25 protein-coding genes and 1 riboswitch are annotated in these 24,199 nt (G+C 44.8%); of the genes, 7 read left to right on the forward strand and 18 right to left on the reverse strand.

Annotated features, from left to right (window positions below):
- Positions 1 to 118 precede the first annotated feature (118 nt).
- The 3 genes from QWZ04_RS09400 (at position 119) to QWZ04_RS09410 (ending at position 3,712) form a co-directional block, all read left to right on the forward strand.
- On the forward strand, positions 119 to 481 hold the full coding sequence (locus QWZ04_RS09400) for a hypothetical protein (RefSeq protein ID WP_290327276.1): 363 nt from the start codon (positions 119 to 121) through the stop codon (positions 479 to 481).
- A gap of 238 nt (positions 482 to 719) precedes the next feature.
- Entirely contained in the window at positions 720 to 2,618 is a 1,899-nt protein-coding gene (locus QWZ04_RS09405; protein WP_290327277.1) for a BCCT family transporter, read from the forward strand.
- Between the two features lie 188 nt (positions 2,619 to 2,806).
- Positions 2,807 to 2,994, forward strand: a riboswitch (cobalamin riboswitch).
- 40 nt (positions 2,995 to 3,034) lie between these two features.
- Positions 3,035 to 3,712, forward strand: coding sequence for an energy-coupling factor ABC transporter permease (locus QWZ04_RS09410; protein ID WP_290327279.1), 678 nt, complete (start codon positions 3,035 to 3,037; stop codon positions 3,710 to 3,712).
- A 72-nt stretch (positions 3,713 to 3,784) separates the two neighbouring features.
- Here the strand turns inward: QWZ04_RS09410 and QWZ04_RS09415 are convergent, their stop codons facing one another.
- The 3 genes from QWZ04_RS09415 to QWZ04_RS09425 form a co-directional block, all read right to left on the reverse strand.
- Entirely contained in the window at positions 3,785 to 4,633 is an 849-nt protein-coding gene (locus QWZ04_RS09415) for an SDR family oxidoreductase (RefSeq protein WP_290327281.1), read from the reverse strand.
- Between the two features lie 25 nt (positions 4,634 to 4,658).
- Positions 4,659 to 5,579 (reverse strand): helix-turn-helix domain-containing protein, encoded by a 921-nt coding sequence (locus QWZ04_RS09420; protein ID WP_290327283.1) that lies wholly within the window; start codon positions 5,577 to 5,579, stop codon positions 4,659 to 4,661.
- A gap of 106 nt (positions 5,580 to 5,685) precedes the next feature.
- Positions 5,686 to 6,624 carry a LysR family transcriptional regulator gene (locus tag QWZ04_RS09425; RefSeq protein WP_290327285.1) on the reverse strand — a complete coding sequence of 313 codons (939 nt, stop codon included), beginning with the start codon at positions 6,622 to 6,624 and terminating at the stop codon, positions 5,686 to 5,688.
- Positions 6,625 to 6,724: 100 nt separating this feature from the next.
- Between QWZ04_RS09425 and QWZ04_RS09430 the strand changes: the two genes are divergently transcribed.
- Entirely contained in the window at positions 6,725 to 8,068 is a 1,344-nt protein-coding gene (locus QWZ04_RS09430) for an MATE family efflux transporter (RefSeq protein WP_290327287.1), read from the forward strand.
- A gap of 52 nt (positions 8,069 to 8,120) precedes the next feature.
- Here the strand turns inward: QWZ04_RS09430 and QWZ04_RS09435 are convergent, their stop codons facing one another.
- Positions 8,121 to 8,621 (reverse strand): GNAT family N-acetyltransferase, encoded by a 501-nt coding sequence (locus QWZ04_RS09435; protein ID WP_290327290.1) that lies wholly within the window; start codon positions 8,619 to 8,621, stop codon positions 8,121 to 8,123.
- Positions 8,622 to 8,913: 292 nt separating this feature from the next.
- Here QWZ04_RS09435 and QWZ04_RS09440 point away from each other — a divergent pair, with 292 nt between their 5' ends.
- Positions 8,914 to 9,873 carry a transposase gene (locus QWZ04_RS09440; RefSeq protein ID WP_290327292.1) on the forward strand — a complete coding sequence of 320 codons (960 nt, stop codon included), beginning with the start codon at positions 8,914 to 8,916 and terminating at the stop codon, positions 9,871 to 9,873.
- A gap of 270 nt (positions 9,874 to 10,143) precedes the next feature.
- On the opposite strand, the gene QWZ04_RS09445 is transcribed toward QWZ04_RS09440, so the two are convergent.
- Positions 10,144 to 10,587 carry a YcgN family cysteine cluster protein gene (locus QWZ04_RS09445; protein WP_290327293.1) on the reverse strand — a complete coding sequence of 148 codons (444 nt, stop codon included), beginning with the start codon at positions 10,585 to 10,587 and terminating at the stop codon, positions 10,144 to 10,146.
- 146 nt (positions 10,588 to 10,733) lie between these two features.
- On the opposite strand from QWZ04_RS09445, the gene QWZ04_RS09450 reads away from it, so the two are divergent.
- Positions 10,734 to 10,982, forward strand: a complete 249-nt coding sequence (locus QWZ04_RS09450) for a YkgJ family cysteine cluster protein (RefSeq protein WP_102522665.1) — start codon at positions 10,734 to 10,736, stop codon at positions 10,980 to 10,982.
- Between the two features lie 58 nt (positions 10,983 to 11,040).
- Here the strand turns inward: QWZ04_RS09450 and recR are convergent, their stop codons facing one another.
- The 7 genes from recR to QWZ04_RS09485 all read right to left on the reverse strand — a co-directional run bounded on the left by recR (position 11,041) and on the right by QWZ04_RS09485 (position 17,003).
- Positions 11,041 to 11,640: a recombination mediator RecR gene (gene recR / locus QWZ04_RS09455; protein ID WP_102522667.1), complete on the reverse strand. Its 600-nt coding sequence runs from the start codon at positions 11,638 to 11,640 to the stop codon at positions 11,041 to 11,043.
- Between the two features lie 42 nt (positions 11,641 to 11,682).
- Positions 11,683 to 12,012 carry a YbaB/EbfC family nucleoid-associated protein gene (locus QWZ04_RS09460; protein ID WP_102522668.1) on the reverse strand — a complete coding sequence of 110 codons (330 nt, stop codon included), beginning with the start codon at positions 12,010 to 12,012 and terminating at the stop codon, positions 11,683 to 11,685.
- Positions 12,013 to 12,165: 153 nt separating this feature from the next.
- Positions 12,166 to 14,391 carry a DNA polymerase III subunit gamma/tau gene (gene dnaX, locus QWZ04_RS09465; RefSeq protein WP_290327299.1) on the reverse strand — a complete coding sequence of 742 codons (2,226 nt, stop codon included), beginning with the start codon at positions 14,389 to 14,391 and terminating at the stop codon, positions 12,166 to 12,168.
- A gap of 97 nt (positions 14,392 to 14,488) precedes the next feature.
- Positions 14,489 to 15,034, reverse strand: a complete 546-nt coding sequence (gene apt, locus QWZ04_RS09470) for an adenine phosphoribosyltransferase (RefSeq protein ID WP_290327301.1) — start codon at positions 15,032 to 15,034, stop codon at positions 14,489 to 14,491.
- A gap of 142 nt (positions 15,035 to 15,176) precedes the next feature.
- Complete coding sequence (locus tag QWZ04_RS09475) at positions 15,177 to 15,569, reverse strand: YbaN family protein (protein WP_290327403.1); 393 nt, start codon at positions 15,567 to 15,569, stop codon at positions 15,177 to 15,179.
- A gap of 19 nt (positions 15,570 to 15,588) precedes the next feature.
- Positions 15,589 to 15,714: a hypothetical protein gene (locus QWZ04_RS09480; protein ID WP_290327303.1), complete on the reverse strand. Its 126-nt coding sequence runs from the start codon at positions 15,712 to 15,714 to the stop codon at positions 15,589 to 15,591.
- Positions 15,715 to 15,929: 215 nt separating this feature from the next.
- Entirely contained in the window at positions 15,930 to 17,003 is a 1,074-nt protein-coding gene (locus tag QWZ04_RS09485; protein ID WP_435433600.1) for a response regulator, read from the reverse strand.
- 282 nt (positions 17,004 to 17,285) lie between these two features.
- Between QWZ04_RS09485 and QWZ04_RS09490 the strand changes: the two genes are divergently transcribed.
- A complete protein-coding gene (locus QWZ04_RS09490; protein WP_290327307.1) occupies positions 17,286 to 18,161 on the forward strand; it encodes a LysR family transcriptional regulator in 876 nt (291 codons plus the stop codon).
- A gap of 97 nt (positions 18,162 to 18,258) precedes the next feature.
- Here QWZ04_RS09490 and purF read toward each other — a convergent pair whose 3' ends face one another.
- The 6 genes from purF to truA form a co-directional block, all read right to left on the reverse strand.
- On the reverse strand, positions 18,259 to 19,773 hold the full coding sequence (purF, locus tag QWZ04_RS09495; protein WP_290327309.1) for an amidophosphoribosyltransferase: 1,515 nt from the start codon (positions 19,771 to 19,773) through the stop codon (positions 18,259 to 18,261).
- 33 nt (positions 19,774 to 19,806) lie between these two features.
- Positions 19,807 to 20,298: a CvpA family protein gene (locus QWZ04_RS09500; RefSeq protein ID WP_290327311.1), complete on the reverse strand. Its 492-nt coding sequence runs from the start codon at positions 20,296 to 20,298 to the stop codon at positions 19,807 to 19,809.
- A gap of 61 nt (positions 20,299 to 20,359) precedes the next feature.
- Positions 20,360 to 20,905 carry an SPOR domain-containing protein gene (locus tag QWZ04_RS09505; protein ID WP_290327314.1) on the reverse strand — a complete coding sequence of 182 codons (546 nt, stop codon included), beginning with the start codon at positions 20,903 to 20,905 and terminating at the stop codon, positions 20,360 to 20,362.
- Positions 20,895 to 22,169 (reverse strand): bifunctional tetrahydrofolate synthase/dihydrofolate synthase, encoded by a 1,275-nt coding sequence (folC, locus tag QWZ04_RS09510; RefSeq protein WP_290327317.1) that lies wholly within the window; start codon positions 22,167 to 22,169, stop codon positions 20,895 to 20,897. The genes QWZ04_RS09505 and folC overlap by 11 nt, the downstream gene beginning before the upstream one ends.
- A gap of 41 nt (positions 22,170 to 22,210) precedes the next feature.
- Positions 22,211 to 23,137, reverse strand: a complete 927-nt coding sequence (accD, locus tag QWZ04_RS09515; protein ID WP_290327318.1) for an acetyl-CoA carboxylase, carboxyltransferase subunit beta — start codon at positions 23,135 to 23,137, stop codon at positions 22,211 to 22,213.
- A gap of 192 nt (positions 23,138 to 23,329) precedes the next feature.
- The gene (gene truA / locus QWZ04_RS09520) at positions 23,330 to 24,121 is read right to left on the reverse strand and encodes a tRNA pseudouridine(38-40) synthase TruA (protein ID WP_290327320.1); all 792 of its coding nucleotides are present in this window, start codon (positions 24,119 to 24,121) and stop codon (positions 23,330 to 23,332) included.
- Between the last annotated feature and the right edge of the window lie 78 nt (positions 24,122 to 24,199).

Genomic DNA, 24,199 nt, shown 5'->3' on the forward strand with positions numbered 1-24,199 from the left:
TTCCTCACATAGGTTTAGGTATGATTTACCCCATGACTATCTGGCTAATCAATGCAAAAAACCAAAAGTTTTTACATGATTGGCCGATAAGTAATCAAGGAAAGAAAAGGAGCGTATTATGACATCCATTGGAGCGGATACAGCTAAGATGAACACCAGCCAAACAACGGTGCCGACTGCGCCTAAAGATAAAGCTGCCATCGACGCTGCACCTTCGCAAACAAAGGCGCAACTGACTAAGGTAACGCTTTCCGCTGAAGGTAAGGCGCTGCTTGCGGCTCTCCAACAAATTGAACTCGATGCCAAGAAGTCCGAAGCTCAGGATAAAACCGTATCAGATAAAGTAGAATCCTTTACTCACGGCGCTTTGGGGATGGATCACCCAGACAACTTTAAAGAAGAAACCGATGCATCCTATTCTGCTGGGCAATACTTGTCCGCAGCGGCAACGGTTGGCGGTTTGTTCTTACTGCTTGCCTAATCGGGCACTGGCATACGAGCAACAGGTTCAAAGAGCACTAGCGTAATCGCGACGGCTTGTTTCTGCACGCACCTCATTGACGTGCCTTTTCTGCGCCTAGAGATCCAATATTACCTCGACATATAGCGCCTTTATCTCTGCCTACAAAATCCTTTTATCTTCATGATAGATAACTGCATTTGTTGTTCTCCCCTCTCTCTCTCCATAATTAGCACCCACACTTTTATGGATACCAACCGTGAACAAATCTTTTGCGCTTATTGATAAGCCGACTTTTTTCGGTGCCATCGCCCTTTTAATCGCTGTTACCTTTCCTTTGATCATGTTCCCAGAACAAGGAGCACACTGGATCGCGATCGCCAAAACGTTCATGACCGACAAACTTGGGTTTCTTTACCTTACCCTTGGGATCAGTGCTTTCTTCTTTATGATATACGTCGTTTTTAGCGACATGGGCCAAATTAAACTAGGTGATGCCGACGAGAAACCTGAATTCGCAACCGCATCATGGGCTGCAATGCTGTTTTGCGGTGGTATCGGCGCCAGTATTCTTTATTGGGGTTGTATCGAGTGGGCTTATTACTATCAATCACCGCCATTTCAACTAGAGCCCGGCAGTGAAGAAGCCGTTCGCTGGGCCGCAACTTATGGCCTATTTCACTGGGGCCCTATTGCGTGGTCTATCTATTTGATCCCCGCTTTGCCTATCGCGTATTTTTTCTATGTCCGTAAACAACCTGTATTAAAGGTATCCAGTGCATTGATGCCTGTGTTAGGTGAAGAACGCAGTAAAGGCCCATTAGGCAAGCTCGTTGATGTGCTGTTTATTTTTGGCTTGCTTGGTGGTGCTGCCACTACTTTGGGCCTAGCGGCTCCATTAATTGGTGAAGGTCTGCACCATTTATTCGGTATACCACAAACAACGGTCAGCCAAATTGGAGTGTTACTCGTTTGCACAGCGATCTTCGCTTACTCCTCATACGCTGGGCTTGAGAAAGGCATTAAGATCCTAAGCAATATCAACTTCTGGGGAGCCATGGGCTTACTTGGCTTCGTCCTAGCGGTTGGGCCAACTATTTTCATGTTAGAAACCGGTCTAGATTCACTCGGCCGTATGCTTTCTAATTTCTTCGTTATGGCAACATGGGCCGAACCTTTCGGTGGCTATGGCACCTTTGACAATACCCATTTCCCACAAGATTGGACCATTTTCTACTGGGCATGGTGGTTAGTTTTCGCCCCAAGCATGGGGCTTTTTGTCGCTCGTATTTCCCGCGGCCGCACAATTAAGCAAATGGTATCGGGTTCCATTTTCTTTGGTTCACTCGGTTGCTTCTTGTTCTTTATGATTTTAGGCAACTACGGTTTATCTTTGCAGCTTTCAGGGCAGTTAGACGTTGTCGAGATCTTGAACAACCAAGGGGCAACCAAAGCTATTTTCTCTATGTTAGACCAACTGCCAATGAGCACCCTTGTCATTGCAGTATTTACCCTGTTATGTGTGATTTTTACCGCGACCACATTCGATTCTATCTCTTACATTTTAGCTTCAGTGGTACAGAACGATGTGACAGAAGAACCAATGCGTTGGAACCGACTATTCTGGGCATTTACACTGTCTCTTTTACCGACTGTATTAATGTTCCTCGGTGGGTTGAGCACCTTGCAAACTGCCGCAATCGTAGGCGGGTTACCTCTACTTGGTCTCTCTGTGATGCTAATGATTTCGGCGGTAAGGGCTACCTCCCTCGATCTTCGCCATCAAGAAGATTATGTCGAGCCAACCATTAATATTGAAGAATTGCCAGATATGGACCCGTGGTCTGCCGAAGGCATGGCATTAGCTCGCTTTGAGAAAAGCCGTGATGCTGCGCAAGAAGCCGCAGAACACGAGCGAGAAGCCCTAACTGATGTGATGAACATGAGAAAACGTATTCGAGCTTATGCCTTAGAACATTGCGAGGTGGGTGAATTTGAAGATCATCATTTACCGGCAGAGATGAAGACTGAACTGCAATCTCTACTTGATAGAGTGCTTGAAGCTAAAACCAGCAAACAAGAATTGTCTGAAAAAGCGCAAGCAGCACGGATGGACTTCAACAAAATCGTTGCGGATACCGCTCTAATTCAAGCATAAAATCGGTCAGGCCAGATGCAAACTAAGCGTTTGGCCTTATTTTATGCACGCGCGATCTGCTCATCTTCGCCGCCCTCTTTGTTCACACTATATCGCGTGGCCTTATTCATTCAGTTAAATAATACCTTTTTTGATTGATATCATCATTATTGTTTAATCTAAGAATATACTGCTCCTGAAAGTTTACTTTCTACATCAAGGGATTGAGTGGCATCATTGCCATAGGAAGACTGACGACTCAGGACGAGTTTTATAGTCACTGCCCCCGCAACGGTACGCGCATCATGGAAGAATCGATAACACGCCACTGGCCCATTGGCTGGGAAGGCGGTTTGTCGCGCTAAGTCCGGAGACTGACTCAATCCCACATAACTCACTGACTGTTTTACGGGGATGTAAAACCAAGGAGCTTTACTGTGCACATTGAACCGGGGCTTGTTAGCCCAGAAAAAATCATATTAAGTTACGCCACCGCGACGGGCGCATTAGGCTACCTCGCCACAATCTACTGGCAAGAAAAGATTATTCGAGGGTCACTTTCGTTATTGTTGCGTTCATTAGTGGCCACACTGCTGGTGTTTGGTTTTTTCGAAGTATTGCCTCACCATGCGATTGGCGTGTCTGAAGTTCATTTGATTCTCGGTTCGACGTTGTTCCTCATTTTTGGGCCAGCTGCGGCTGGTGTCGGCCTTGTTTTCGGACTATTAACTCAAGGCATGCTGTTCGCTCCATTCGATTTACCTCAATTTGGTATGAACGTCACTACCTTGCTGGTTCCACTGTTTGCAATGTCTCTGCTGGCAAAAAAGGTCATCCCTATACAAACAGCATATGTTGACTTAACGTTTAGCCAAGCATTTAGACTTTCGGTTTCCTACCAAGGTGGCATTGTGGTGTGGGTAGCATTTTGGGCGCTATACGGCCAAGGAATGGGTGCAGAAAACCTACAATCTATCGCGAGCTTTGGGCTTGCCTACATGAGTGTGATTCTAATTGAGCCGTTCATCGATTTAGGCATCCTCGCATTGGCAAAATTCGCGCAGACCAATAAGCATGCGCTGCTGGTAACACGCCGTTTGCACAACAAAGTATAAATAAATTTAACCGCAGACATTCAAAAGGAGCATCGACATGCTCCTTTTTTTATGCCACATAAACCGTCTCTGCTACATCAAGGTATCGATAATTTTTTGCTGTTGCAGTTTGCCCGTAGGATCCGCTTGAGTTTTTAGTTCACAGAATTCGTTTGACCAATCTGAAGTACGGATACGAATCGGCGGTTCAGAGCTTTCAATACAGCCGATAACAACGTCCGCCACTTCATCCGAGGTTTGATACACACCCTCGGTACGATTTTGTGCGCCAGCGATGTAGTTCTCTAAGATAGGGCGATATTCATCATCCGCCATTCCGCCTGTGCCTTGGAATTGAGCAAGTGCATTACTGGCAAATTCTGACTGGATACCACCAGGCTCTACATTGGTAAAGTTCACATTAAAATTAGGCGTGATATAGGTTGATACCGATTCGACATAACCCTCTAGCGCAAACTTAGCAGCACAATATATTTCGTTAAAAGGCTGACCAACTAAGCCACCAACCGAGGATACATTGACCACATGGCCACTTCTTGCCAATCGCATGTGCGGTAATACCGCTTTTGTACAGCGAACCACCCCCATGAAATTAACGTCCATGACCCAGTTTATTTCGTCTTCCGTTGCTTGTTCTGTTGTTCTAATAAACCCGGCACCCGCATTGTTTACCAATACATCAATGTGCCCTTGTTCCGCGATAATTTCACTCACACAACGATCGATACTTTCGCCGTCTTGAACATCCAGTTGTTTGATGGATATATCGACACCCAGATTGGTCGCCGCCGCTTCTAACTGCGCTTTTTTTTCTAGGTTACGCATCGTTGCAAACACTTTGTAACCAAGATTGGCCAGCTTAACAACAATACTGATGCCCAACCCTGTCGACGTTCCGGTAACCAATACGACTTTTTGCATAATTTCTTCCTTTATTGTTAGTCTATTAGTGAGTCTGGTTTCGATACTGAGTCGGCGTCAGTCCAACCTTTTTCTTAAACAAACGGGCAAAGTATTGCGGGTATTCAAAACCTAGCGAGTAAGCGATCGTCGCGACTGAGTCACCTGAACTCAATAGTGCATTTTTTGCTTTGTCGACTAATAACAGTTGAATAGATTCTTTGGCTGATTTACCCGTTTCAACTTTAAGTGCATCGGATAAATACCGGCTCGTCATGTTAAGCCGTGCTGCGATATCAGTAATGGCCGGGATACTTTGGTGCCCCACGCAGTCAAAAGCACCGTCAAAGCACTCATCAAAAGCGTGCAAAAATTGTGTATAGATGGATGCATCCGACTCTTTTCGTAATAAAAACTGGCGGTGATAAAAGCGGTCTGCGTAAGTCAGCAACACTCCAATCTGAGAAAGAATGATTTCACGACTAAATTCATCGTAGTTAGCATGATATTCAGCTTCTATCCCATCAAACACTTTTTGCATACGTCGTTGTTCAGCAGATGATAAATGAAGCGCTTCATTAGCCGCATAATTAAAAAAAGAGCTGCTTTTTATCTGATCGTAAATACCATGCGTACGAACAAAGTCTTCGTGGAAAAGGATCACCTTTCCCTCAGATTCTATCTTCATTCCTTTGGTATGGAACTCTTGTCCAGGAGCAAAAAAAAGCATCGTGCCGCTGCTACAATCGTATTTTGTCTTGCCATAAAACAGTTCGCCAGAAATGACATTTTTCAAAGAGATGGCATAAAAAGAGGTGCTAATGATGGTATTCGTCGCTGCGCATTCCGCTCCAAACTGAGCTGCATTCGACTTTACCGTAGACACACTAAATTGTGGATGGGCCGGTACAGGCTTACTCAAATGCTTGTGGTAATCCGTAATATTATCAAAGTGAATCTTGTTCATCACACCTGCTCATTGTTATCTGATGAGTACAGTGTAAGTAAGATTTACGGATAATTCAGTACACAAAGCCACAGAAAATGGATACAAAATCTCATATCAACGACAACTAGTCAGACAAGACTCCCTGCCAATTCCGCTGCTTAGCAATCCGTTGCAATTGGTCAATTTCTTGCGCTGTTTGCTGAACAAGCCAAGTAATAAGATCGTCAATCTCAGGAGTATGTGTACGTTGATGAACCAAATACTGCCAAGCACTATTTTGAACCCTAACCCCTTGAGGGCAGCGAAGATACTCTCGTTCAAGCTCCGGCAAGATCAATAACAGGTCCGTTACCGTTGCACCCTGCCCTGACAAACAAGCACTTAAAGCCAAGTCCAACGTAAAGAACGTGGTATTTCTAACCGGATTCAGTATTTCTTTTTTTTCCTCGGCCAGCCACATTTTCCAATCATGGTGATCGAGTGTTGAATGGATACGAGGCATGGCTAATATCGATGCAACATCTCCCACATTCGATGCACAAACCGGCGCCATATATTCGTCCCTTAAAAAGAACATATTACTTCGCCCCTGATAACGCTCTCGAATGCGAGTATGGAATATCAATAAGTCGTAATCTGGTATTTCTAAACACTCATCTTCTTCGATCGAGGGGATGATCACTATCTCATGTTCTGGGTAACGCTCATTTAACTCCCTCACCTTTGAAATCAACACACGGGTTGCAAAGCTCAGTGTTGCCTTAATCACAATACGCTTTCGTTTTGGTTCTTGCCAAGATGCGATCAGTGACTCTAGCGACAAGTAGTTATCCCTTAAAGCTTGGAATAACTGCAACCCCTCAACAGTTAGTTCAATAGAACGGTGCTTTCGCTCTATCAGCTTAATCTTTAAGTCTTGCTCTAATTGCTTTACTTGCCTACTAACGGCACTTTGGGTCACATTCAGCTCATCCGCAGCCTGAGTAAAGCTCATGAACCGAGCAACAGATTCAAATGCTTTCAAGCCATTATGTGAATATGGCAAATTGGCGTATGGCGTCATATCAGTTTCGCATTCATTTAAGGAATACCAGAGTGGCATAAATATTAATTGAGTGCGAATAGTTAATCACCTAAAGTTCCGAATTCAACTTGGAGCTGTCATGAAAAAAATTCTCTCTCTCGCATTCCCTTTAGTTATTTCCCAGCTCATTGCTATGGCGTTAGTATTAACCGATGTTTGGATGATGTCTCGCATCAGTGTCAGCGCGATTGCCGCGGGAGGATTAGGTGCGTCCGTCTTCTTTCTAATTTTCATGATTGCCAGTAGCACAGTGGGTTGCGTTGCTAACCTTATTGCCATCGCATACGGGCAACGCATATCTAGACCTGAATTTGGCAACCAACAGATCCGCCTAGCAATCAAAGGGGCTGTATTACTCTCTGTCATTTTGTCGGTTGTTCTGCTCTCACTTTTTGCATTTGCCCCTAATATGCTTGAATGGGCGCAACAGCCTCAAGAGATCATCGACCTAGCAATGGAATATGTGAACGCTTTGAAGTGGTCAATGCTGCCATCACTGCTTCTTTTAGTACTTCGCGGATTAACCAGCGCACTTGGCAATGCGCGCTCCATCATGATGATGTCTGTCGCGACGGTGATTCTCAACGTCCCTGTTAGCTATGTTCTTGCCTTTCCACTCGGCTTTGGTTTGGCTGGTTTAGGGGCAGGCACAGCCTTGGCGGCGACAATCGTTATGCTAGGTTACGGCGCTTGGGTCTTCAGCCACGCTCAATACCAGCAGTTTGCACCTTGGCGCAACCTCGAAGAATATTCCATTAAACTGACTCTACCATTGCTAAAAATGGGCTTACCTATCGCCGCAGCCGCTTTACTAGAGCACGGGCTCATTTATGGCGGCACACTTATGGCTGGGACCATCAGCATCGCGGCACTCGCTCTACACCAAATCCTATTACAATGTTTAAGCTTCACTTGGAATGTAAACTTTGGCTTCTCTCAAGCGGCGGCTATTTTAGTAGGGAGAGACTTCGGAGCGGATAATTCAGAGGGCATCAAGCGCACCGTATTTAAGAGCTTTATTCTTGTCAGTATTATTAGCTTGGTCTTCTCTGCCATCTTCATTGCATGGCCTGGGTTAGTTGCTACGTTCTTTGGTCTTACGGATCAAGCGATGATCGACCTATTAACAGCAGTCATTTGGATTGTTGCGGTGAGTTTTATTGTTGACGCTTGGCAGTTATTAGCGATAAACCTACTTCGTGGAATGAAGATTGTTGCCACGCCAACACTGCTCACGGCAATCGGCTATTGGGTCGTCGGTTTACCGGCCGCTTGGTGGCTAGCCGATAAGTATGGGCTAGGTGGGATCTGGGCCGGTATTGGTATTGGTTTGGCCGCTACCGGTGTTTTACTATTAATGCTCTTGGTAAAAGCAATACGTGGAGAAGACACCGCCACTTTAGCTGTTTCTAAAGGATTTTAGGGCGAGAATCACAAACGTCGACTCATTCAATACCTCGGCCGCCTTAAACAGATTACAAGAATTTTTCGATGAGGACTTCATCCACATAGACGTCACCGATTTTGGCATGTTTCTTCGCAATGCCAACCACTTCAAAACCTTGTTTTTTATAGGCTGCTAGGGCACGTTCATTATCGCTACGAACATAAGCAAACAGTTTTTCGTAGCCTTTTTGTCTTGCGACTTCATATGTCGATTGAAATAGTTGCTTGGAAACGCCTTGTCCACGGCTATCACCACAAACAAATGTCCCTATGATGCCCACATGATCAAACGCTTTGGTGTATGAAGCGAATGGCTCTATATTTTGAAACCCGATAACCTTAGTGCTGCCTTGGTTTAGCGCAACGGTAAACACGCCTCGCTTTGGAAACTGGTCAATGAATTCTTTTTCTTCTTTAACGGTAAAGGTGTTATCCAATACCGTGAACAAACCTTCTGTAATAATGGGGTTAAGAACGTCAATGATCCCCTGAGCATCATCGGTCGTGACTTGTCTTACTACTACAGCCATGCAACTGCACTCCTATTTTTTAGCCATGGTTTTACAGCAGTTTGAGATTATCGGCAATAGCTATTGAGTTAGTACTGCAAGAAAAAACCTCGTGAAATGCATAAAAAAATAGGCCAGCGATCGCTGGCCTATTCTCTAAAATCAGTTTTGGTGGTTAGGAGCATTACAGGACACACACCAAATAGTATGACGAAACGACTGACTTAACCTCGATACAACCCCAATTCTATGCATCCAACTTTTCCTACTTAACACAATTGCTATCTTGGTAAAAAACTAATGGGTAACTTTCATGGCTACCGCAAGAAAACAACTTATCTCGGTCGATGCAACTCCTTACTATCACTGCGTTTCAAGGTGTGTGAGACAAAGCTATTTATGTGGTGAGGATACCACCACTAACATGAGCTACGAACACCGTAGAGAATGGATTGAACATAAAATTCAGTCACTCACCCATACCTATTGCATTGATGTATGTGCCTATGCAGTGATGAGCAACCACTATCATGCTGTCTTGCACATTAATAAAGACAAAGCTCTTAAATTATCGCTTGATGATGTGGTTGAACGCTGGGGTCATACCCATAAATTACCCGTATTAATTCAGCGCTGGCTGAGGAAAGAGTTGAAGAGCCAAGCTGAAGAAAGTAAATGCAAAGAAATCATAGAGGTATGGAGAGAGAGACTATGGTCATTAAGTTGGTTCATGAAAGAACTCAACTACGATATTGCATGTAAAGCAAATCAAGAAGACCAATGCACAGGGCACTTTTGGGAAAGCCGCTTCAAAAGCCAGGCACTGCTTGATGAAAAAGCCTTAGCTGCAGCTATGACGTATGTAGATTTAAACCCTGTTCGTGCTGGTATAGCGACAACCCCTGAGCAATCAGACTTTACCTCAATACAAGCAAGACTGAGGGCACTTAACAGCAACCTTGAAAGCGCACCATGTTTGCATCCATTCATTGGAAATCCAACCAAAAAGATGAGCGATGGGATTCCTTTTAGGTTAATGGATTACATAGAATTGGTAGATTGGACCGCAAGGCAGTTTCGAGATGGTAAAGTATCAATGGCTTCAGATTTTCCACCAATTTTAGAAAGGCTTAACTTCAACCCAAATAGTTGGTTGGAAGTCTGCACAACATTAGAACGAAGGCGTTCGACAGCAATCGGGGCTCCTTGCTGCCTCGAGCAGGCAAAATCCGCGCTAGACAAATCAAAAATTCATTATTATCAACTTAAATAGATGCCCCACCCCACTTCATTACGTCAGATACCACGCCAGCATTGAGCTGGTTAACGGCGTTTGTTTAAAGCTCAAAGTAAAGTCGACATTTACCTAAAACCAACCAATTTGTATGCCTTTCTTTGGAAAAGAACACCACATTCAATAGAAAATATCAGATGACATTACTCACTTAACATATTGCTTTCGAGTCGTTTTCCGTGTGTGTCTATTTAAGAAAGGTGTGCGTACAAAAAAATAGGCCAGCGAGCGCTGGCCTATTCTCTAAAATCAGTTTTGGCGGTTAGGATGGTTCAAGATGTGGTCTTCCCAATCGACCACATCTACTTCATATACCACTTTATTGCGAACGCTTTCGCCGGCTGCGTGCATGGCGGATTTCGAACCTGTGATCAATGGGTGCCATACAGGGATTTGCCCACCTTCAGACAGTACTCGGTATGCGCAGGTGTCTGGTAGCCAATGAAATTCATGGATTTTCTCTCGGCTGAGTTTAAGGCACTCTTCACCAGAGGAGAATCGATTTGGGTAATCTTTACATGAACAGGTTTTGTTGTTGAGCCAGCTGCAAGCAACATTGGTGTAATACACCTCGTCACTGTCTTCATCCATCAATTTATGCAGGCAACATTTACCACAACCATCACATAATGACTCCCACTCTGTCTCGGTCATTTGTTCTAGTTTTTTAGTTTGCCAAAATTGCTCTGTCATGGAATTTACTTCGTTTAGATAGTGGGGGGCGTTTTATACCCCTGTAGCGCCCAAAATTCAAGCAAGATTATTTTTCACCCGTATGTACTCCGGTTAATAATCTGCTATCATCGCGCCCCAATTCAAGATTCGGTTAAGTATAAAAGATGGAATGTAGACTGTATTGCGGTGCATGTTGTATTGCCCCAAGTATCTCATCATCAATTCCGGGTATGGAAAATGGAAAGCCTGCTGGGGTTCGTTGTATTCAGTTAAATGAAGACAACCTGTGTAAGCTGTTTGGAAAACCCGAGCGACCAAAGGTCTGCCATATGTTCAAAGCCTGTCCGACAATCTGTGGCAGTACCAATGAACATGCTATGAAGGTGATCACTGAACTGGAATTAATGACATAAAAAAACCCCCATGAATTGGTAATCCAATTATTGGAGGTCAGTTCATAAAGATCGCATCTTAGAGCTTTTGTCGACCCAGTAACGAATGGGACAAAGTTGTTCCATCTACTAAATCAAGCTCACCCCCCATTGGTACACCATGAGCAATACGCGTCGCATTAACTTCATGGGCGTGACACAACTCGGCAATATAATGCGCCGTTGCTTCACCCTCTACCGTAGGGTTGGTTGCTAAAATCACTTCCGTAATATCACCATGACGTAATCGGTAATCGAGTACATCCAATCCGATATCACTTGGGCCAATGCCATCCAATGGCGACAAATGCCCCATTAACACAAAATAACGACCAGAAAACTGACCTGTTGCTTCAACAGCCGCGATGTCTGACGGACTTTCCACCACACATAATTGGCCGTTAGTTTGTCTTTTAGGATTCAAACAAATATTGCAGGTTTCTTCTTCAGTAAACGTGCGGCATTCACTGCAATGGCCGATTTCAGTCATTGCTTGTGCTAAGGCTTCCGCTAGTTGAAGACCACCTTTTCTATCTCGCTGTAACAAATGAAAGGCCATACGCTGAGCCGACTTGGGGCCAACCCCAGGTAAGCAACGTAAGGCCTCCATCAATTGTTCCAGCATATGGCTGGTACGCATTTTTTATCTACTTAGTTGAGTTTTAATTTCATCCACTAAGGATTAGAAAGGCATCTTCATACCCGGTGGTAGTTGCATACCTCCAGTTACAGAGCCCATCTTTTCTTTTTGCGTTTCTTCAATGCGACGAGAAGCGTCGTTGAATGCAGCTGCAATCAAGTCTTCTAGCATTTCTTTGTCGTCTTCCATCAAGCTTTCATCAATGTCGACACGACGAACGCTGTGGCTGCCAGTAATCGTCACTTTTACAAGGCCAGCACCAGACTCACCAGTGACTTCCATTGTTGCGATTTCTTCTTGCATTTTCTGCATACGATCTTGCATTTGCTGGGCTTGCTTCATCAAGTTGCCCATACCGCCTTTACCAAACATTGCTATTCTCTCTGGTCTATATTGGGTTACGAGTTATTTATGGGGTTAAAAACATCAGCTTTCAACCTCTACTCTATTAAGTTGAATCACTATTGACTTGTTATCTAATAAAATCAATCACGATTCACTGCATTAACTGTTATTTTGCCGCGACTAAATTGGCCTTACGCTGTCTCTATCCAACTCGGCAGCAAAACGTCTTTGTATAAATTGTACATGATGATCGCCATTTAAGCTCTGGTGAGCTTGCTGAAGTTTACCTTGATACAGGGCTTCTCTTAACTCCAGCGGCGTTTGGCCATCTTCACCGATGCTCACAGTCAGCTCACATGCTTCGCCCAATACATCACTTAGGCTCTGTGCTAAATCTTGCTGAGCTTTCTCTGTATTCAAGTGTGCATGGCTTTGGCGCAACGTTAATTGAACCTGGCTGCCTTGCTGCTTAAACGATGAATTAAGCGCTAGCTGCTCAACCATTTTTGCGGTCTCTAACTTATTTGCAAGCGCTGCCCAATGATCTTGAGCGAGTGACTCTTCGGCTAATTTCAACGCCATCTCTGGGGTTTTAATATGCTCTAGCGCTCGCTTTAATTCACTTGGTGTCAGCTCTTTTTTTACTTCAACCGGTACTTCTTTGATCGCTTTCCATTGATAAGGTTCATTATCTTTTACAACCTCATCGACAGGGCCTGGTAATTGAGGACGCGACGCCTGCCCAGATGGCGCTCGTTGAGCGATACGCTCAATGGCCGTCTGCTTTTTATTTGCTGGAGTCGCACTAGCCTTTTTTGGAGCACCAGTTTTTGAAACACCTGAATTTAGAGAACCAGAGCCGCTTGGCGCAGGTGCACTGCTGCCTCTTTTACTTCTTAACTGGTGGCGTAAGCCCGATATTGGCGACTTTTTCTCAGGTGCCGCTGCACTCGGCTGCACGGTTTGCTCTACCGGTGGTGCATTTGTGTATTGTTGCTGCTCATAGCCCATCGGTGGCGCTGACTGCATGCCTTGCTCATCGTATTGAGCATACTCTGCCGGCATCATCTCATGAGGCGACGGGGGCGCTTCTGAAGATGGTTGTTGAAACTGCGGTTGATTACGGTTCGGGTTCGCCTTCGGATTAATCACGGGTATCGATGGAGCAGGCTGCATAGCTGGCGCCTGTGTCGTTGCCTGCTGCATAACAGGTTGTGTCACTGGCTGCGAAACCGGTTGTCCGTTTGATTGTGACGCAGGCGCGACGACGGGCGTGGCTGGTGCTTGCGTAACATTGACTTCTATCGGCAGAGCTTGCACTGGTGCTGGTTTAAACGCCATCATTCGTAACACAACCATCTCGACACCCATTCTCGCAGTCGGTGCGAGGGGGATGTCTTGACGACCTTTTACTGCAATTTGGTAATAGAGTTGAACGTCTTGAGCAGACAAAGCTTGCGAAAGCATTTCAATTTGTTCCGCATCGGGTTGCGCTTTATCAAGAGAAGCAGGTAACGCTTGGTACATAGCAATACGATGTAACTGCGCGGCTAACTGTTGCAGTAAGCCGTCCCATTCCACCCCATTTTTTGCCAACGCATCCAACTTATCCATAGCGACAGACGCACTTTTTTTGCTGATCGCATCCAACAGGTGAATCGCTTGGTCGGTATCCAGAGTACCCAGCATATTAGAAACGGTGTCAACATTGACGACTCCGTTACCAAGCGCAATGGCCTGATCCGTTAAGCTGAGTGCGTCTCGCATACTTCCGTCGGCGGCGTGAGAGATCATCCCTAATGCACGAGCTTCAGTCGTCACTTGCTCATTTGCTAATATGTGGTCAAGCTGCTCGTGGATTTGATCCACGCTAATTGGCTTTAGGTGAAACTGCAAACAGCGCGACAGAATCGTCACTGGTAGCTTTTGAGGATCCGTTGTCGCAAGTAGAAACTTGACGTACTCCGGTGGCTCTTCCAGTGTTTTGAGTAATGCATTAAAGCTGTGACGCGACAGCATGTGCACTTCATCAATCAGATAAACTTTAAATCTCCCACGAGCTGGTTTGTACTGCACGTTATCTAGCAGTTCTCGCGTATCTTCGACTTTTGTACGCGATGCGGCATCGATTTCGAGTAAATCTACGAAACGGCCCTCATCGATTTCTTTACAAGTAGCGCACTCACCACAAGGGGTTGCCGTGATCCCGGTTTCACAGTTAAGTCCTTTAGCAAAAAGGCGTCCAATCGAGGTCTTTCCCACACCACGGGTGCCACTAAATAAGTAGGCATGATGAAGACGATTCTGCTTAAGTGCATTTTCTAATGCCGTAAGAACGTGAGCCTGACCAACGACTTGGTCGAACTGGTTCGGGCGCCACTTACGCGCTAGGGCTAAATAGCTCATTTAAAATTTCCGATTGGGGGAGAGGGTGCTAAAAGCTAGTGCTACAAGCTAAGAGGTCTGTGCGAAGCTTTTGACTTCGCACATCTAGCTTAGGCAGTTAGTGACCGTCAAACTCACAAATGCTGTAAACCGTTAGACCCATTTCTTGCAAACGAGTTTCACCACCGATCTCCGGCAGGTTAATAACAAACGCTGCGTGCTCTACTTCACCACCTAACTGGCGGATCAGCTTAGTTGTTGCTTCAATTGTACCGCCTGTTGCTAGCAAGTCATCAACTACTAGCACTTTATCGCCAGCTTCAATCGCATCCGTATGAATTTCAAGCGTATCGGTACCGTATTCTAGGTCGTAAGTCTGGCCGATGGTCTTACGTGGCAATTTACCTGGCTTACGTACTGGCACAAAACCAACGCCTAACTCTAACGCTAAAGGAGCGCCAAAAAGGAAACCGCGAGCTTCTGTACCAACAATTTTTGTAAAACCCATGCCTTGGTATTTCTCTACCAAGAGCTTAATCGTAGCGCGATAAGCTGCAGGATCTTCCATTAAGCTGGTCACATCTCTAAATAGAATGCCTGCTTTTGGGTAATCCGGAATGCTCTTGATACTTGCTTTAATTTGGGCGATGGTTTGTTCAGTCATAATAGTCGTCTTTATATATCGGTTGATCGACGTCAGCTACTGATTAGATGTCGACAACACTTTGCTTTTGGTTTCTGTACATTATCTACAGACCATAAAAAATAACGCCCACTAAATAGAGCGGGCACAGTTCTCTTTAATGTTAGTGATTTTCTTGGTGCTCAGCAACCGGATCATGGATAGGTACACCACGAAACCAAGTGATCAAGACCACAAGCACGACAACTAAGAATAACTTCACCCAAAGCAAGGGGGCTAACGCAATTGAAAAAGAGAAACTGATTGCTATAAACCAATACGCACGATGTTTAACAGCTTTTGTAACGGCTCCATGCTGGTGCCAATTGGTAAGAATAGGGCCAAATGATGGGTGGCTATGCAGCCAATGGTGGAATTTAGGGCTTCCACGCATAAAGCACGCGCTGGCCAACAGTAGAAAAGGAGTCGTGGGCAATACTGGCAATGGGATACCAATAATACCAAGCAACAACGCTAGGCAACCAATCAGATTGAAAAATGCACGCTTAATTGCAATAACCGACTCCGTTTATTAATTAGTATCCGTTAAACACTTGAAACAAGGTCAGCGTTGCAGGAAGAGTAGGTATTAATAACACGGCAATAAAGCCGATAAAATAGAAAATGTTATATGGGTCTTGATGAGCGTTTGTTGCTTCCATTACTTTCTCACTGTTTTATTATTTTATCCCCTTAAGCATGCCTCATGCGAGCCTAAGGAAAGACTGATTGCGTGAGAATATAGCTCAATCTTGCACAGGCAAAAACCCAGCAACTTCATGGTTATTAACAGTAATTTAACCAAAAACAAACCCAGACAAACACTTAGAGAGTATTTACCTGGGCTATTTAGTGATCCGTACGAGTTTTAGTGGTGTCAATTCACATTATTTGGTGAGATATTTAAACTAAAACTGACGCTTCCAAGCCTATTGAGATTCAACTGCCCTCCTCCTAACATGTTCAATTGTTGAAATGTTGCGGTAGTCGCACAGCCTTCCCCCATTAACGTGCCTGGTAAAATGTGAGTATTGATACTGCCATTAGCCCATACGCATTCCAACCCAGTAGATGCGACTGCGATTGAGCCATCGGTCATATCTGCAACACCAAACAACCCTTTGATTGGTTCCGCATAATCTGAACAAGCAATGCCTTTTTCAATGGTGCTTAACATTTGCTTTAAATCGATAAGCTCATGAGCTTTGTTACGAAGGTAGTCATTAAACAAGGCGCGAATCAGCAAGGTAGTCGCAACAGACGACTCACCGCCAGACGAAGCGTCCACCATGTAAAAAACAAATTGGCCTTCCATAACCCACGCGTAATCGATAACAAATGGCAGCTGTTCTGAAGATTGCAGTAAGCGATAGTTGCACTTCCAACCGCCTTGCGTGGTGTCTCTATCTGGGAGCAAGGCTTCCAACAGTTGCCGAGCCATGTTGGGGTTCTCTTGCAACTCACCCAAATGCCAATGTAACTCTTGCTCTTCAGGTAACTGACCATTTGAGTCAACTCTAAACCACTGACTAGCGAAATCCCTTTGCTCGGCATCGATCTCCTCCGCATCCGACATGGTATTCTCAATCGCCCCTTTGAGGTGATTAAGATCGGTAATCGGTTTTGTTAGGAAATCCTTAATACCGAACCGCAGTGCTCGTGCCACATCAGACATTTCTTCAGTGGCCGAAACGACGATCATAGGCAGTGATGGGTACTCCCAGCACACCTCTTCCGCAAATTCGATTCCATTTAGTATCGGCATAGATAAGTCACAGATAACCAAGTCCGGCACTTGTATCCGCAGTTTTTGTAACCCATCTAACCCGTTAACGGCTTCCATTACTTCATAGCCTAGTTTGGCTAAAAACCCACTGATCATAGTACGAAAAACGGCATCGTCATCGACAATCATCACTACGGATTGTTGCATACTCACATTCGTAACCATTTGATGTTCTGTAAAATTTTGCTTTACCAAAGACTTCATAATAAACCAACCTCAAAGACCGTGACTCATTTTTTATTATTATTGTTCTACTTTAAAAAGTAGTTCGTATCTGTTGATTACTCAACCTAAGTTAGAGAAGCAAATTCAGACCTGCGCCTCAAATTGATGAATCTATCGCTAAGTTCTTGATACACACATGGACAAAAATGTTGACTTGAAACAACACCAATATGGAAACATAGGTTACACTTCTTAGTTCCGCATCCATTCTGTGTCTTTATAATGAAACTAGATGATCTAAATCTATTCCGCCTTGTGATTGAAAACGGCAGCTATACAGCAACCTCCCGGAAAACACTGATACCGGTAGCGACCATTACTCGTCGTATTCAAGCACTAGAAGATTCGCTTAACTTGCGACTTCTCAATCGTCATGCGAGAAAGTTGGCACTCACAGAAGCGGGAGAACGCTTTTATGAAGAGTGTTCACCATTATTACAACAACTTGCGAGTACCGCAGAATTCATCACCGATGATTGTAAAGGCGCCTCTGGCAAGCTAAGAATTTCTGCTCCATCTAACATCACTAAGCGTATGATCATGCCGATTCTGAATGATTTCATGATGGCATACCCAGACATCCGCCTTGAACTTGCTATGACAAACCGCGCCGATGAACTGGATCCAACTGAATGGGACGTCATCTTTCGGGTTGGCCCTCAACGCGACTCTAGCTTGATCGCCCGTAAAATCAATTCCGTCGAAGACGTACTTGTCGCTAGCCCTGAATACCTGAAACAAAGCCGTCCTCTTAATCATGCGGAAGATCTTCGTGAACACGCACTTTTAAAAGGTAGTCCATTAATGCGTTGGCAGCTTTCAAATAATGAAGGCGAAACTGTAACGGTTAATGAACGAGGACGCATAGAGGCAAGTGAATTGAACGTGGTACGTCGAGCATGTGCGGCGGGGTTAGGGATCACACTGATGCCAAATGTCATGGTAGACAACTACATAGAAAATGGTGAATTGGTACGAGTATTAAGCTCTTGGGTGTCTAATCAGCGCGAGGTTTATATGCTATACAACCACAAAGATCATCAACCGGAGAAAGTTCGCCTGCTGATTGATTTCTTTAGCCAACACTCCATAAAGTAATCACTACGTAAAGCCTAAAGACAAAAAAGCCAGAGCAGTATGAACTGTTCTGGCTTTTTTAATGAATCAACGTTAACTCACTAACGAGGTAGTCAGCTTATGCGCCTTCGTTGTGCATCTCTAGTGACGCTAAGTCTTGCTGAATATCGCGCTGAAATTTTGCATCATCATTACGCAATGACTCTAGGAACTCCAAGTATTCTTGGTTCACATCACCCGTTACGTATTCACCGTTAAATACAGATGTTTCGAATCGAGCGATATCAGGGTTTCCAGTACCAACCGCGACAACAAGATCTTCAAGTAATTGGTACATTAGCGCATCGGCGCCGATCATCTTACAGATTTCATCGTTATCACGACCGTGAGCGATCAACTCGTTCGCACTTGGCATATCGATACCGTATACGTTAGGGAAGCGAACTTCCGGAGCCGCTGAAACCATATAAACGTTCTTAGCACCTGAATCACGAGCCATTTCAATGATTTGCTCAGACGTAGTACCACGCACGATAGAGTCATCGACCAACAACACGTTTTTACCTTTGAATTCAGAACGAATAGCGTTGAGCTTGCGACGAACGGATTTCTTACGCTGCTGCTGACCTGGCATGATAAACGTACGGCCAACGTAACGATTCTTTACAAAACCTTGACGGTATGGCTTATCAATAATCTGCGAAATTTCAAGTGCGATATCACAAGACGTTTCAGGAATTGGAATAACAACATCGATATCCAAATCTTCCCATTCCGTCTTAATGCGCTCACCTAGCTTTTTACCCATTTCGCCACGAGCACTGTAAACAGAGACTTTATCGATAAACGAATCTGGACGAGCAAAGTAAACAAATTCAAAGATACAAGGGTTAACTTGTGGGTTTTCTGCACACTGCTGCGTGAAAAGCTCACCGTCAAACGTTGCGTAAACCGCTTCACCAGGTGCCACATCACGAACAAAATCAAAACCAACCGCATCAAGAGCAACAGATTCTGAAGCAACCATGTACTCAGTACGGCCACCTTCCACTTCGCGCTTGCCAAGGCAAAGAGGACGAATGCCGTTAGGGTCACGGAATGCAACCATACCGTGGCCGATGATCATCGCCGTTACAGCGTAAGCACCACGAATTTGCTTATGAACGTGTGAGATCGCCGTGAAAACGGTATCTTTCGTTACTTCTTTCGTTAGGTCGATTTCGTGCGCAAGGATATTCAGCAGAACTTCTGAATCAGACGTCGTGTTAACGTGGCGGCGTGCTGTCTCAAACAGAGTTTCACGAAGCTCATGAGCGTTAGTCAGGTTACCATTGTGCGCAAGCGTAATGCCGTATGGCGAGTTTACGTAAAATGGCTGTGCTTCAGAAGCGCTAGAGCTACCCGCTGTTGGGTAACGAACATGGCCAATACCAACCGTACCTTGAAGACGTTGCATATGCTTAGCTTCAAATACATCTTTTACTAAACCGTTCGCCTTTCTCAGACGAAAACGATTGCTTTCGATGGTAATTATACCAGCGGCATCCTGGCCACGATGCTGTAACACAGTCAAGGCGTCATAAATCGACTGATTTACAGGAGTTGTACCCACGATTCCAACAATACCACACATGTATTAAACCCTCGGTTTGCGGCTAAGCTGGCGCTATACCGCGCCAGACAAAAAACTAGATGTTTGCTGTAAGTGCTCGAAAAACGGCGCTATGATTCGGCTAAATTCCGGAATCAACTGCGAGCCTTCCCACCACTCTGAACTTGGTAATGCAGTAAATGCATCCATAAAAAACAGGATTGCAGAAACAATTAACACGCCTCTTAGACCGCCAAACACAACGCCTAAAATCCGGTCGGTTCCCGACAAACCTGTTTTTTGCACCAGCTGCCCTATCACATAGTTCACAATGGAACCGACCACTAAGGTTGCGATAAACAGTGCTGCAATTGCCGCGCCGTTTCGAAACATGTCGTCTTGAATATTAGTGAAATACACCGCTAATTTAGCGTAGTACTGGCTGGCAATAAAAAATGCACCAAACCAAATCACCAATGACAGTGCTTCTTTAACAAAGCCACGGACTAAACTGATCAAAGCCGAAAGGCCGATCACCCCTAAAATGACAAAATCTATCCAAATCATCTGATACACATCTTAAGTTGGCGCGCATTTTAACAGAAAAATGCGCGACGCAAACGTTTTCTTATGGGTTAAGTGGTCTAAATTTGAGCAATTGGCCTTTTGCACCCGTGATTTTTTGTAACTCTTTCACTTGTCGCTCAAGTTTTGGCTTAGATACATCAGGGCCAATGATGACTCGTGAATATCCGTTTTCTTGCTTGATGTGCGCTTGATAGCCACGCTTTTGTAAATCAGCGACGAGCTTCTTCGCGTTATCGACATTTTTAAGCGCCATCAACTGAATAATCCACGCACTGTCTTGGTAATCATTTTTCTCTGGGATAGGCTTTTCAACCACGACGACTTTATCGACAGTTGATGCTTGATCCGTCGACTCAGGCTGTATTGTGATCGCTACCGGAGACTCAGGTAAAGATACGTCGTCTTCGATTGGGTCAAGTACCTCAAAAGATTCCACCTCACTTTCTTGTACAGGCTTAATAGGAATGCTCGCAAGCTCTTCTTGATAGTGCTCTTTTTTACCGTCTAACACATCGGGCAATACGATAACACCAACAGCGGCAAGAATAATGGTTCCGACAAGTCGACTTTGAAATTTACTGGCCATCCGTCTCCCTTTTATTTTCCCAGTGCTCTAATACAGCACCAACAGTATGAAATGAACCGACGACAACAATAAGATCGTTTTCATCAGCTGCTTTAATCGCAGCCTGGAACGCCTCTACAGGGCTGGTAAACTTACCGGCACATTGTGACAAGTGTGGGGTTAGCTCCTCAACACTAGCCGCTCTTGGCCCCTCTAGTGAAGCTGGATACCAAGTTGGTGAAAGCTGAGACAAGGTTGCTAACGTTGCTTCAATGTCTTTGTCGTGCAACATAGCCACAACGAGGTGAAGTTTCTTATCGGCATAGCGCTGTTGAAGTTGCTCGACCAAGTATTGTGCGGAATGCGGGTTATGCGCGACATCCAATAACACTTTGGGTGCATCATTCAATTGCTGCATTCGACCAGGAAGCTGAGCTTGATTCAGCCCGTTGACAATATTCATGTCAGTAAGCTCTACTTCAGCACAGCCTAGCGCCATAATGGCAGTGGCCGCATTAGGAAGTGGCAACCCTGGAACAGGAAGATCATCCAACGTAAAATTACCCGATTTCCACGTCCACTTATCACCTTGCTGTAAATAACTGAACTGAATACCCACCTGATGTAACTGAGCGCCGATATCATCTGCGTGGCCTGCCACGGTCGCGGGTGCTTTTGGCTGACCGCATATGGCAGGCTTTTCTGAACGAAAGATACCCGCTTTTTCGTAGCCGATAACGTTGATGTCATCGCCTAACCAATCAACATGGTCAACCGCCAAACTGGTGATTACCGATACATCGTGATCAACCACATTAGTTGCATCTAGGCGGCCGCCTAACCCCACTTCCAGCAGCACAACTTGAACCTGTTCTGTTTGAAATAACCTCAAAGCAGCCAAGGTGCCGAATTCAAAGAAACTTAAGCTAAAGTCACCACGCTGTTGTTCGATGAAGTCAAAGGCTTCACTGTGCTTTTCTTCCGCCAGCTCTTCTCCGTTAATACGAACACGTTCGGTATAACGAATAAGATGAGGGGAGCTATAAACACCAACTGAATAGCCAGCATCAAGCAGTATTGCTTCCATTAATGCACAAGTTGACCCCTTGCCATTAGTTCCGGCAACGGTGATAACAATAGGAGCAGGTTTGATAAGAGATGCGCGCTGCGCAACAGCTTGAGAACGCTCCAATCCAAGATCGATCGCGCTAGTATGAATATTTTCTAAATAATGAAGCCACATCGATAGGGGTGATGTGGCTTTAGGTACTGTAATTTGACTCATTAAAACGTTAACCAATCCGAAAGGGTTGTTTTATGAGTACTTTACTCTTTTTCTTCGACAACTGGTACTTCGTATTCTTCCTTAGCTGGAGAATCGTTAACCGAAACCACCATAGGAGAATCAACACCCGTCATCTTAGCGAGCAAGCCACCAATACGTTGACGCATTTCACGACGATCAACAATCATATCGATAGCACCATGGTCAAGTAAGAACTCACTACGTTGGAAACCATCAGGTAGGTCTTCACGCACAGTTTGTTCAATAACACGACGGCCAGCAAAACCGATCAGCGCTTTAGGTTCACCAATATTGATATCACCTAGCATCGCCAAGCTTGCTGAAACACCACCCATGGTTGGGTCGGTCATTACAGAAAAGAATGGCAAGCCCTTTTGAGACAAACGTTCTAACGCTGCGCTGGTTTTCGCCATTTGCATTAGAGACATCAATGCCTCTTGCATACGCGCACCACCACTGGCAGAAAAACAAACCAAACCACAGTTATTTTCAATGGCTGCTTCTACCGCACGTACGAAACGTGCGCCTACGACAGAACCCATTGAACCACCCATGAAGGAGAATTCAAATGCACACGCTACAACCGGAATGCCAAGCAATTCGCCTTGCATTACAATCAGTGCGTCTTTCTCGCCACTTTTCTTTTGAGCAACAGAAATACGCTCTTTGTAACGCTTAGTATCCTTGAATTTCAACTTATCTTTAGGTTCTAGCTCATTTGCCAGTTCCACACGATTGTCTTGATCCAAGAAACCTTCTAAACGGCGACGTGCTCCTACTCGCATGTGATGATCACATTTCGGACACACTTCTAGGTTACGCTCTAATTCAGCGTAATAAAGTACCTGCTCGCAAGAGGTACATTTTGTCCACACACCCTCTGGGATAGATGCTTTACGTGAACTCGCAATACTGCTTTTATTAAAAATCTTTTCAAGCCAACTCATCGAAGACCTTTTCTCTCAACTCTTTCGCCTCATTGCAAAAGATATAAATTTAGAATCTGCGTCAGGATTAAACCACAATATTGACCTACTGTGGATCAAAAACTGGTTGTACCTATTTTATGACAGCAACAAAGAGGATAAATTGCAGCTTTTCAACTGCTTTGGTTCACAGTTTTGCGTCAAATTATCGCGCTAAAGATTCTCAGGAAGAAACAATGGGCCGATCGGCTCACGAGGCAACTCAAAATGCTCTGGGTAATCAACATCAACCAAGTACAAACCCTCTGCCTTAGCCGTTGCGCTCGCCAGTTTTCGATCTTTTGCTTCTAATAACCATTGGAACCATTCTGGCTCTTGTTCACCACGGCCAACCGTTATTAAACTTCCGGTTATATTTCTCACCATATGGTGGACAAAAGCATTGGCTTTGATATCGATGACCACATAATGACCATGACGCGTCACGTTTAGGTGGATCATATTTCGCCAAGGGCTTCTTGATTGACAATGGATCGCTCGAAACGACGTGAAGTCATTTTCGCCTAGTAGATACTGCCCCGCCAATTGCATTCTTTCAACATCCAACTCGCCATGATAATGACTAATACCTTTAGACAAGATACCAGGACGAAATGCATGGTTATAAATCACATAACGATAGCGCCTTGCTGTTGCTGTAAATCGCGCATGGAATTCATCTGGCACTTCTTTTGCCCATCGCACCGCGATGTCTTTAGGCATGTTCGTATTTGCGCCCATGGTCCATGACGTAAGCTTTCTTACGGCCGTTGTGTCAAAGTGAACCACCTGACCAGTACCGTGCACGCCAGCGTCTGTTCGCCCCGCACACTGCACTTCTACCGGATGATTTGCCACGATAGACAAAGCTTTTTCCAACTTTTCTTGCACACTTACTACGTCGCGCTGTTTCTGCCAGCCGTAATATTTTGCACCATCGTACTCTATGCCTAATGCTATGCGCATTTTTATCATCCTCTATACCAAAACGGGGTGAGTATAATACCAACCAACAAAAATGCCAGCTTGCTTTCGCTCACTGGC

The organism is Vibrio tapetis subsp. quintayensis (assembly GCF_030409945.1).
Classification (GTDB): domain Bacteria; phylum Pseudomonadota; class Gammaproteobacteria; order Enterobacterales; family Vibrionaceae; genus Vibrio; species Vibrio quintayensis.

What these genes read in the sequence shown, in the direction of transcription:
- QWZ04_RS09400 (WP_290327276.1), top strand. Translation starts at nt 119, where the DNA reads ATGACATCCATTGGAGCGGATACAGCTAAGATGAACACCAGCCAAACA.
- QWZ04_RS09415 (WP_290327281.1), bottom strand. Translation starts at nt 4,633, where the DNA reads ATGCAAAAAGTCGTATTGGTTACCGGAACGTCGACAGGGTTGGGCATC.
- QWZ04_RS09420 (WP_290327283.1), bottom strand. Translation starts at nt 5,579, where the DNA reads ATGAACAAGATTCACTTTGATAATATTACGGATTACCACAAGCATTTG.
- QWZ04_RS09425 (WP_290327285.1), bottom strand. Translation starts at nt 6,624, where the DNA reads ATGACGCCATACGCCAATTTGCCATATTCACATAATGGCTTGAAAGCA.
- QWZ04_RS09430 (WP_290327287.1), top strand. Translation starts at nt 6,725, where the DNA reads ATGAAAAAAATTCTCTCTCTCGCATTCCCTTTAGTTATTTCCCAGCTC.
- QWZ04_RS09435 (WP_290327290.1), bottom strand. Translation starts at nt 8,621, where the DNA reads ATGGCTGTAGTAGTAAGACAAGTCACGACCGATGATGCTCAGGGGATC.
- QWZ04_RS09440 (WP_290327292.1), top strand. Translation starts at nt 8,914, where the DNA reads ATGGCTACCGCAAGAAAACAACTTATCTCGGTCGATGCAACTCCTTAC.
- QWZ04_RS09445 (WP_290327293.1), bottom strand. Translation starts at nt 10,587, where the DNA reads ATGACAGAGCAATTTTGGCAAACTAAAAAACTAGAACAAATGACCGAG.
- QWZ04_RS09450 (WP_102522665.1), top strand. Translation starts at nt 10,734, where the DNA reads ATGGAATGTAGACTGTATTGCGGTGCATGTTGTATTGCCCCAAGTATC.
- recR (WP_102522667.1), bottom strand. Translation starts at nt 11,640, where the DNA reads ATGCGTACCAGCCATATGCTGGAACAATTGATGGAGGCCTTACGTTGC.
- QWZ04_RS09460 (WP_102522668.1), bottom strand. Translation starts at nt 12,012, where the DNA reads ATGTTTGGTAAAGGCGGTATGGGCAACTTGATGAAGCAAGCCCAGCAA.
- dnaX (WP_290327299.1), bottom strand. Translation starts at nt 14,391, where the DNA reads ATGAGCTATTTAGCCCTAGCGCGTAAGTGGCGCCCGAACCAGTTCGAC.
- apt (WP_290327301.1), bottom strand. Translation starts at nt 15,034, where the DNA reads ATGACTGAACAAACCATCGCCCAAATTAAAGCAAGTATCAAGAGCATT.
- QWZ04_RS09480 (WP_290327303.1), bottom strand. Translation starts at nt 15,714, where the DNA reads ATGGAAGCAACAAACGCTCATCAAGACCCATATAACATTTTCTATTTT.
- QWZ04_RS09485 (WP_435433600.1), bottom strand. Translation starts at nt 17,003, where the DNA reads ATGGTTACGAATGTGAGTATGCAACAATCCGTAGTGATGATTGTCGAT.
- QWZ04_RS09490 (WP_290327307.1), top strand. Translation starts at nt 17,286, where the DNA reads ATGAAACTAGATGATCTAAATCTATTCCGCCTTGTGATTGAAAACGGC.
- purF (WP_290327309.1), bottom strand. Translation starts at nt 19,773, where the DNA reads ATGTGTGGTATTGTTGGAATCGTGGGTACAACTCCTGTAAATCAGTCG.
- QWZ04_RS09500 (WP_290327311.1), bottom strand. Translation starts at nt 20,298, where the DNA reads ATGATTTGGATAGATTTTGTCATTTTAGGGGTGATCGGCCTTTCGGCT.
- QWZ04_RS09505 (WP_290327314.1), bottom strand. Translation starts at nt 20,905, where the DNA reads ATGGCCAGTAAATTTCAAAGTCGACTTGTCGGAACCATTATTCTTGCC.
- folC (WP_290327317.1), bottom strand. Translation starts at nt 22,169, where the DNA reads ATGAGTCAAATTACAGTACCTAAAGCCACATCACCCCTATCGATGTGG.
- accD (WP_290327318.1), bottom strand. Translation starts at nt 23,137, where the DNA reads ATGAGTTGGCTTGAAAAGATTTTTAATAAAAGCAGTATTGCGAGTTCA.
- truA (WP_290327320.1), bottom strand. Translation starts at nt 24,121, where the DNA reads ATGCGCATAGCATTAGGCATAGAGTACGATGGTGCAAAATATTACGGC.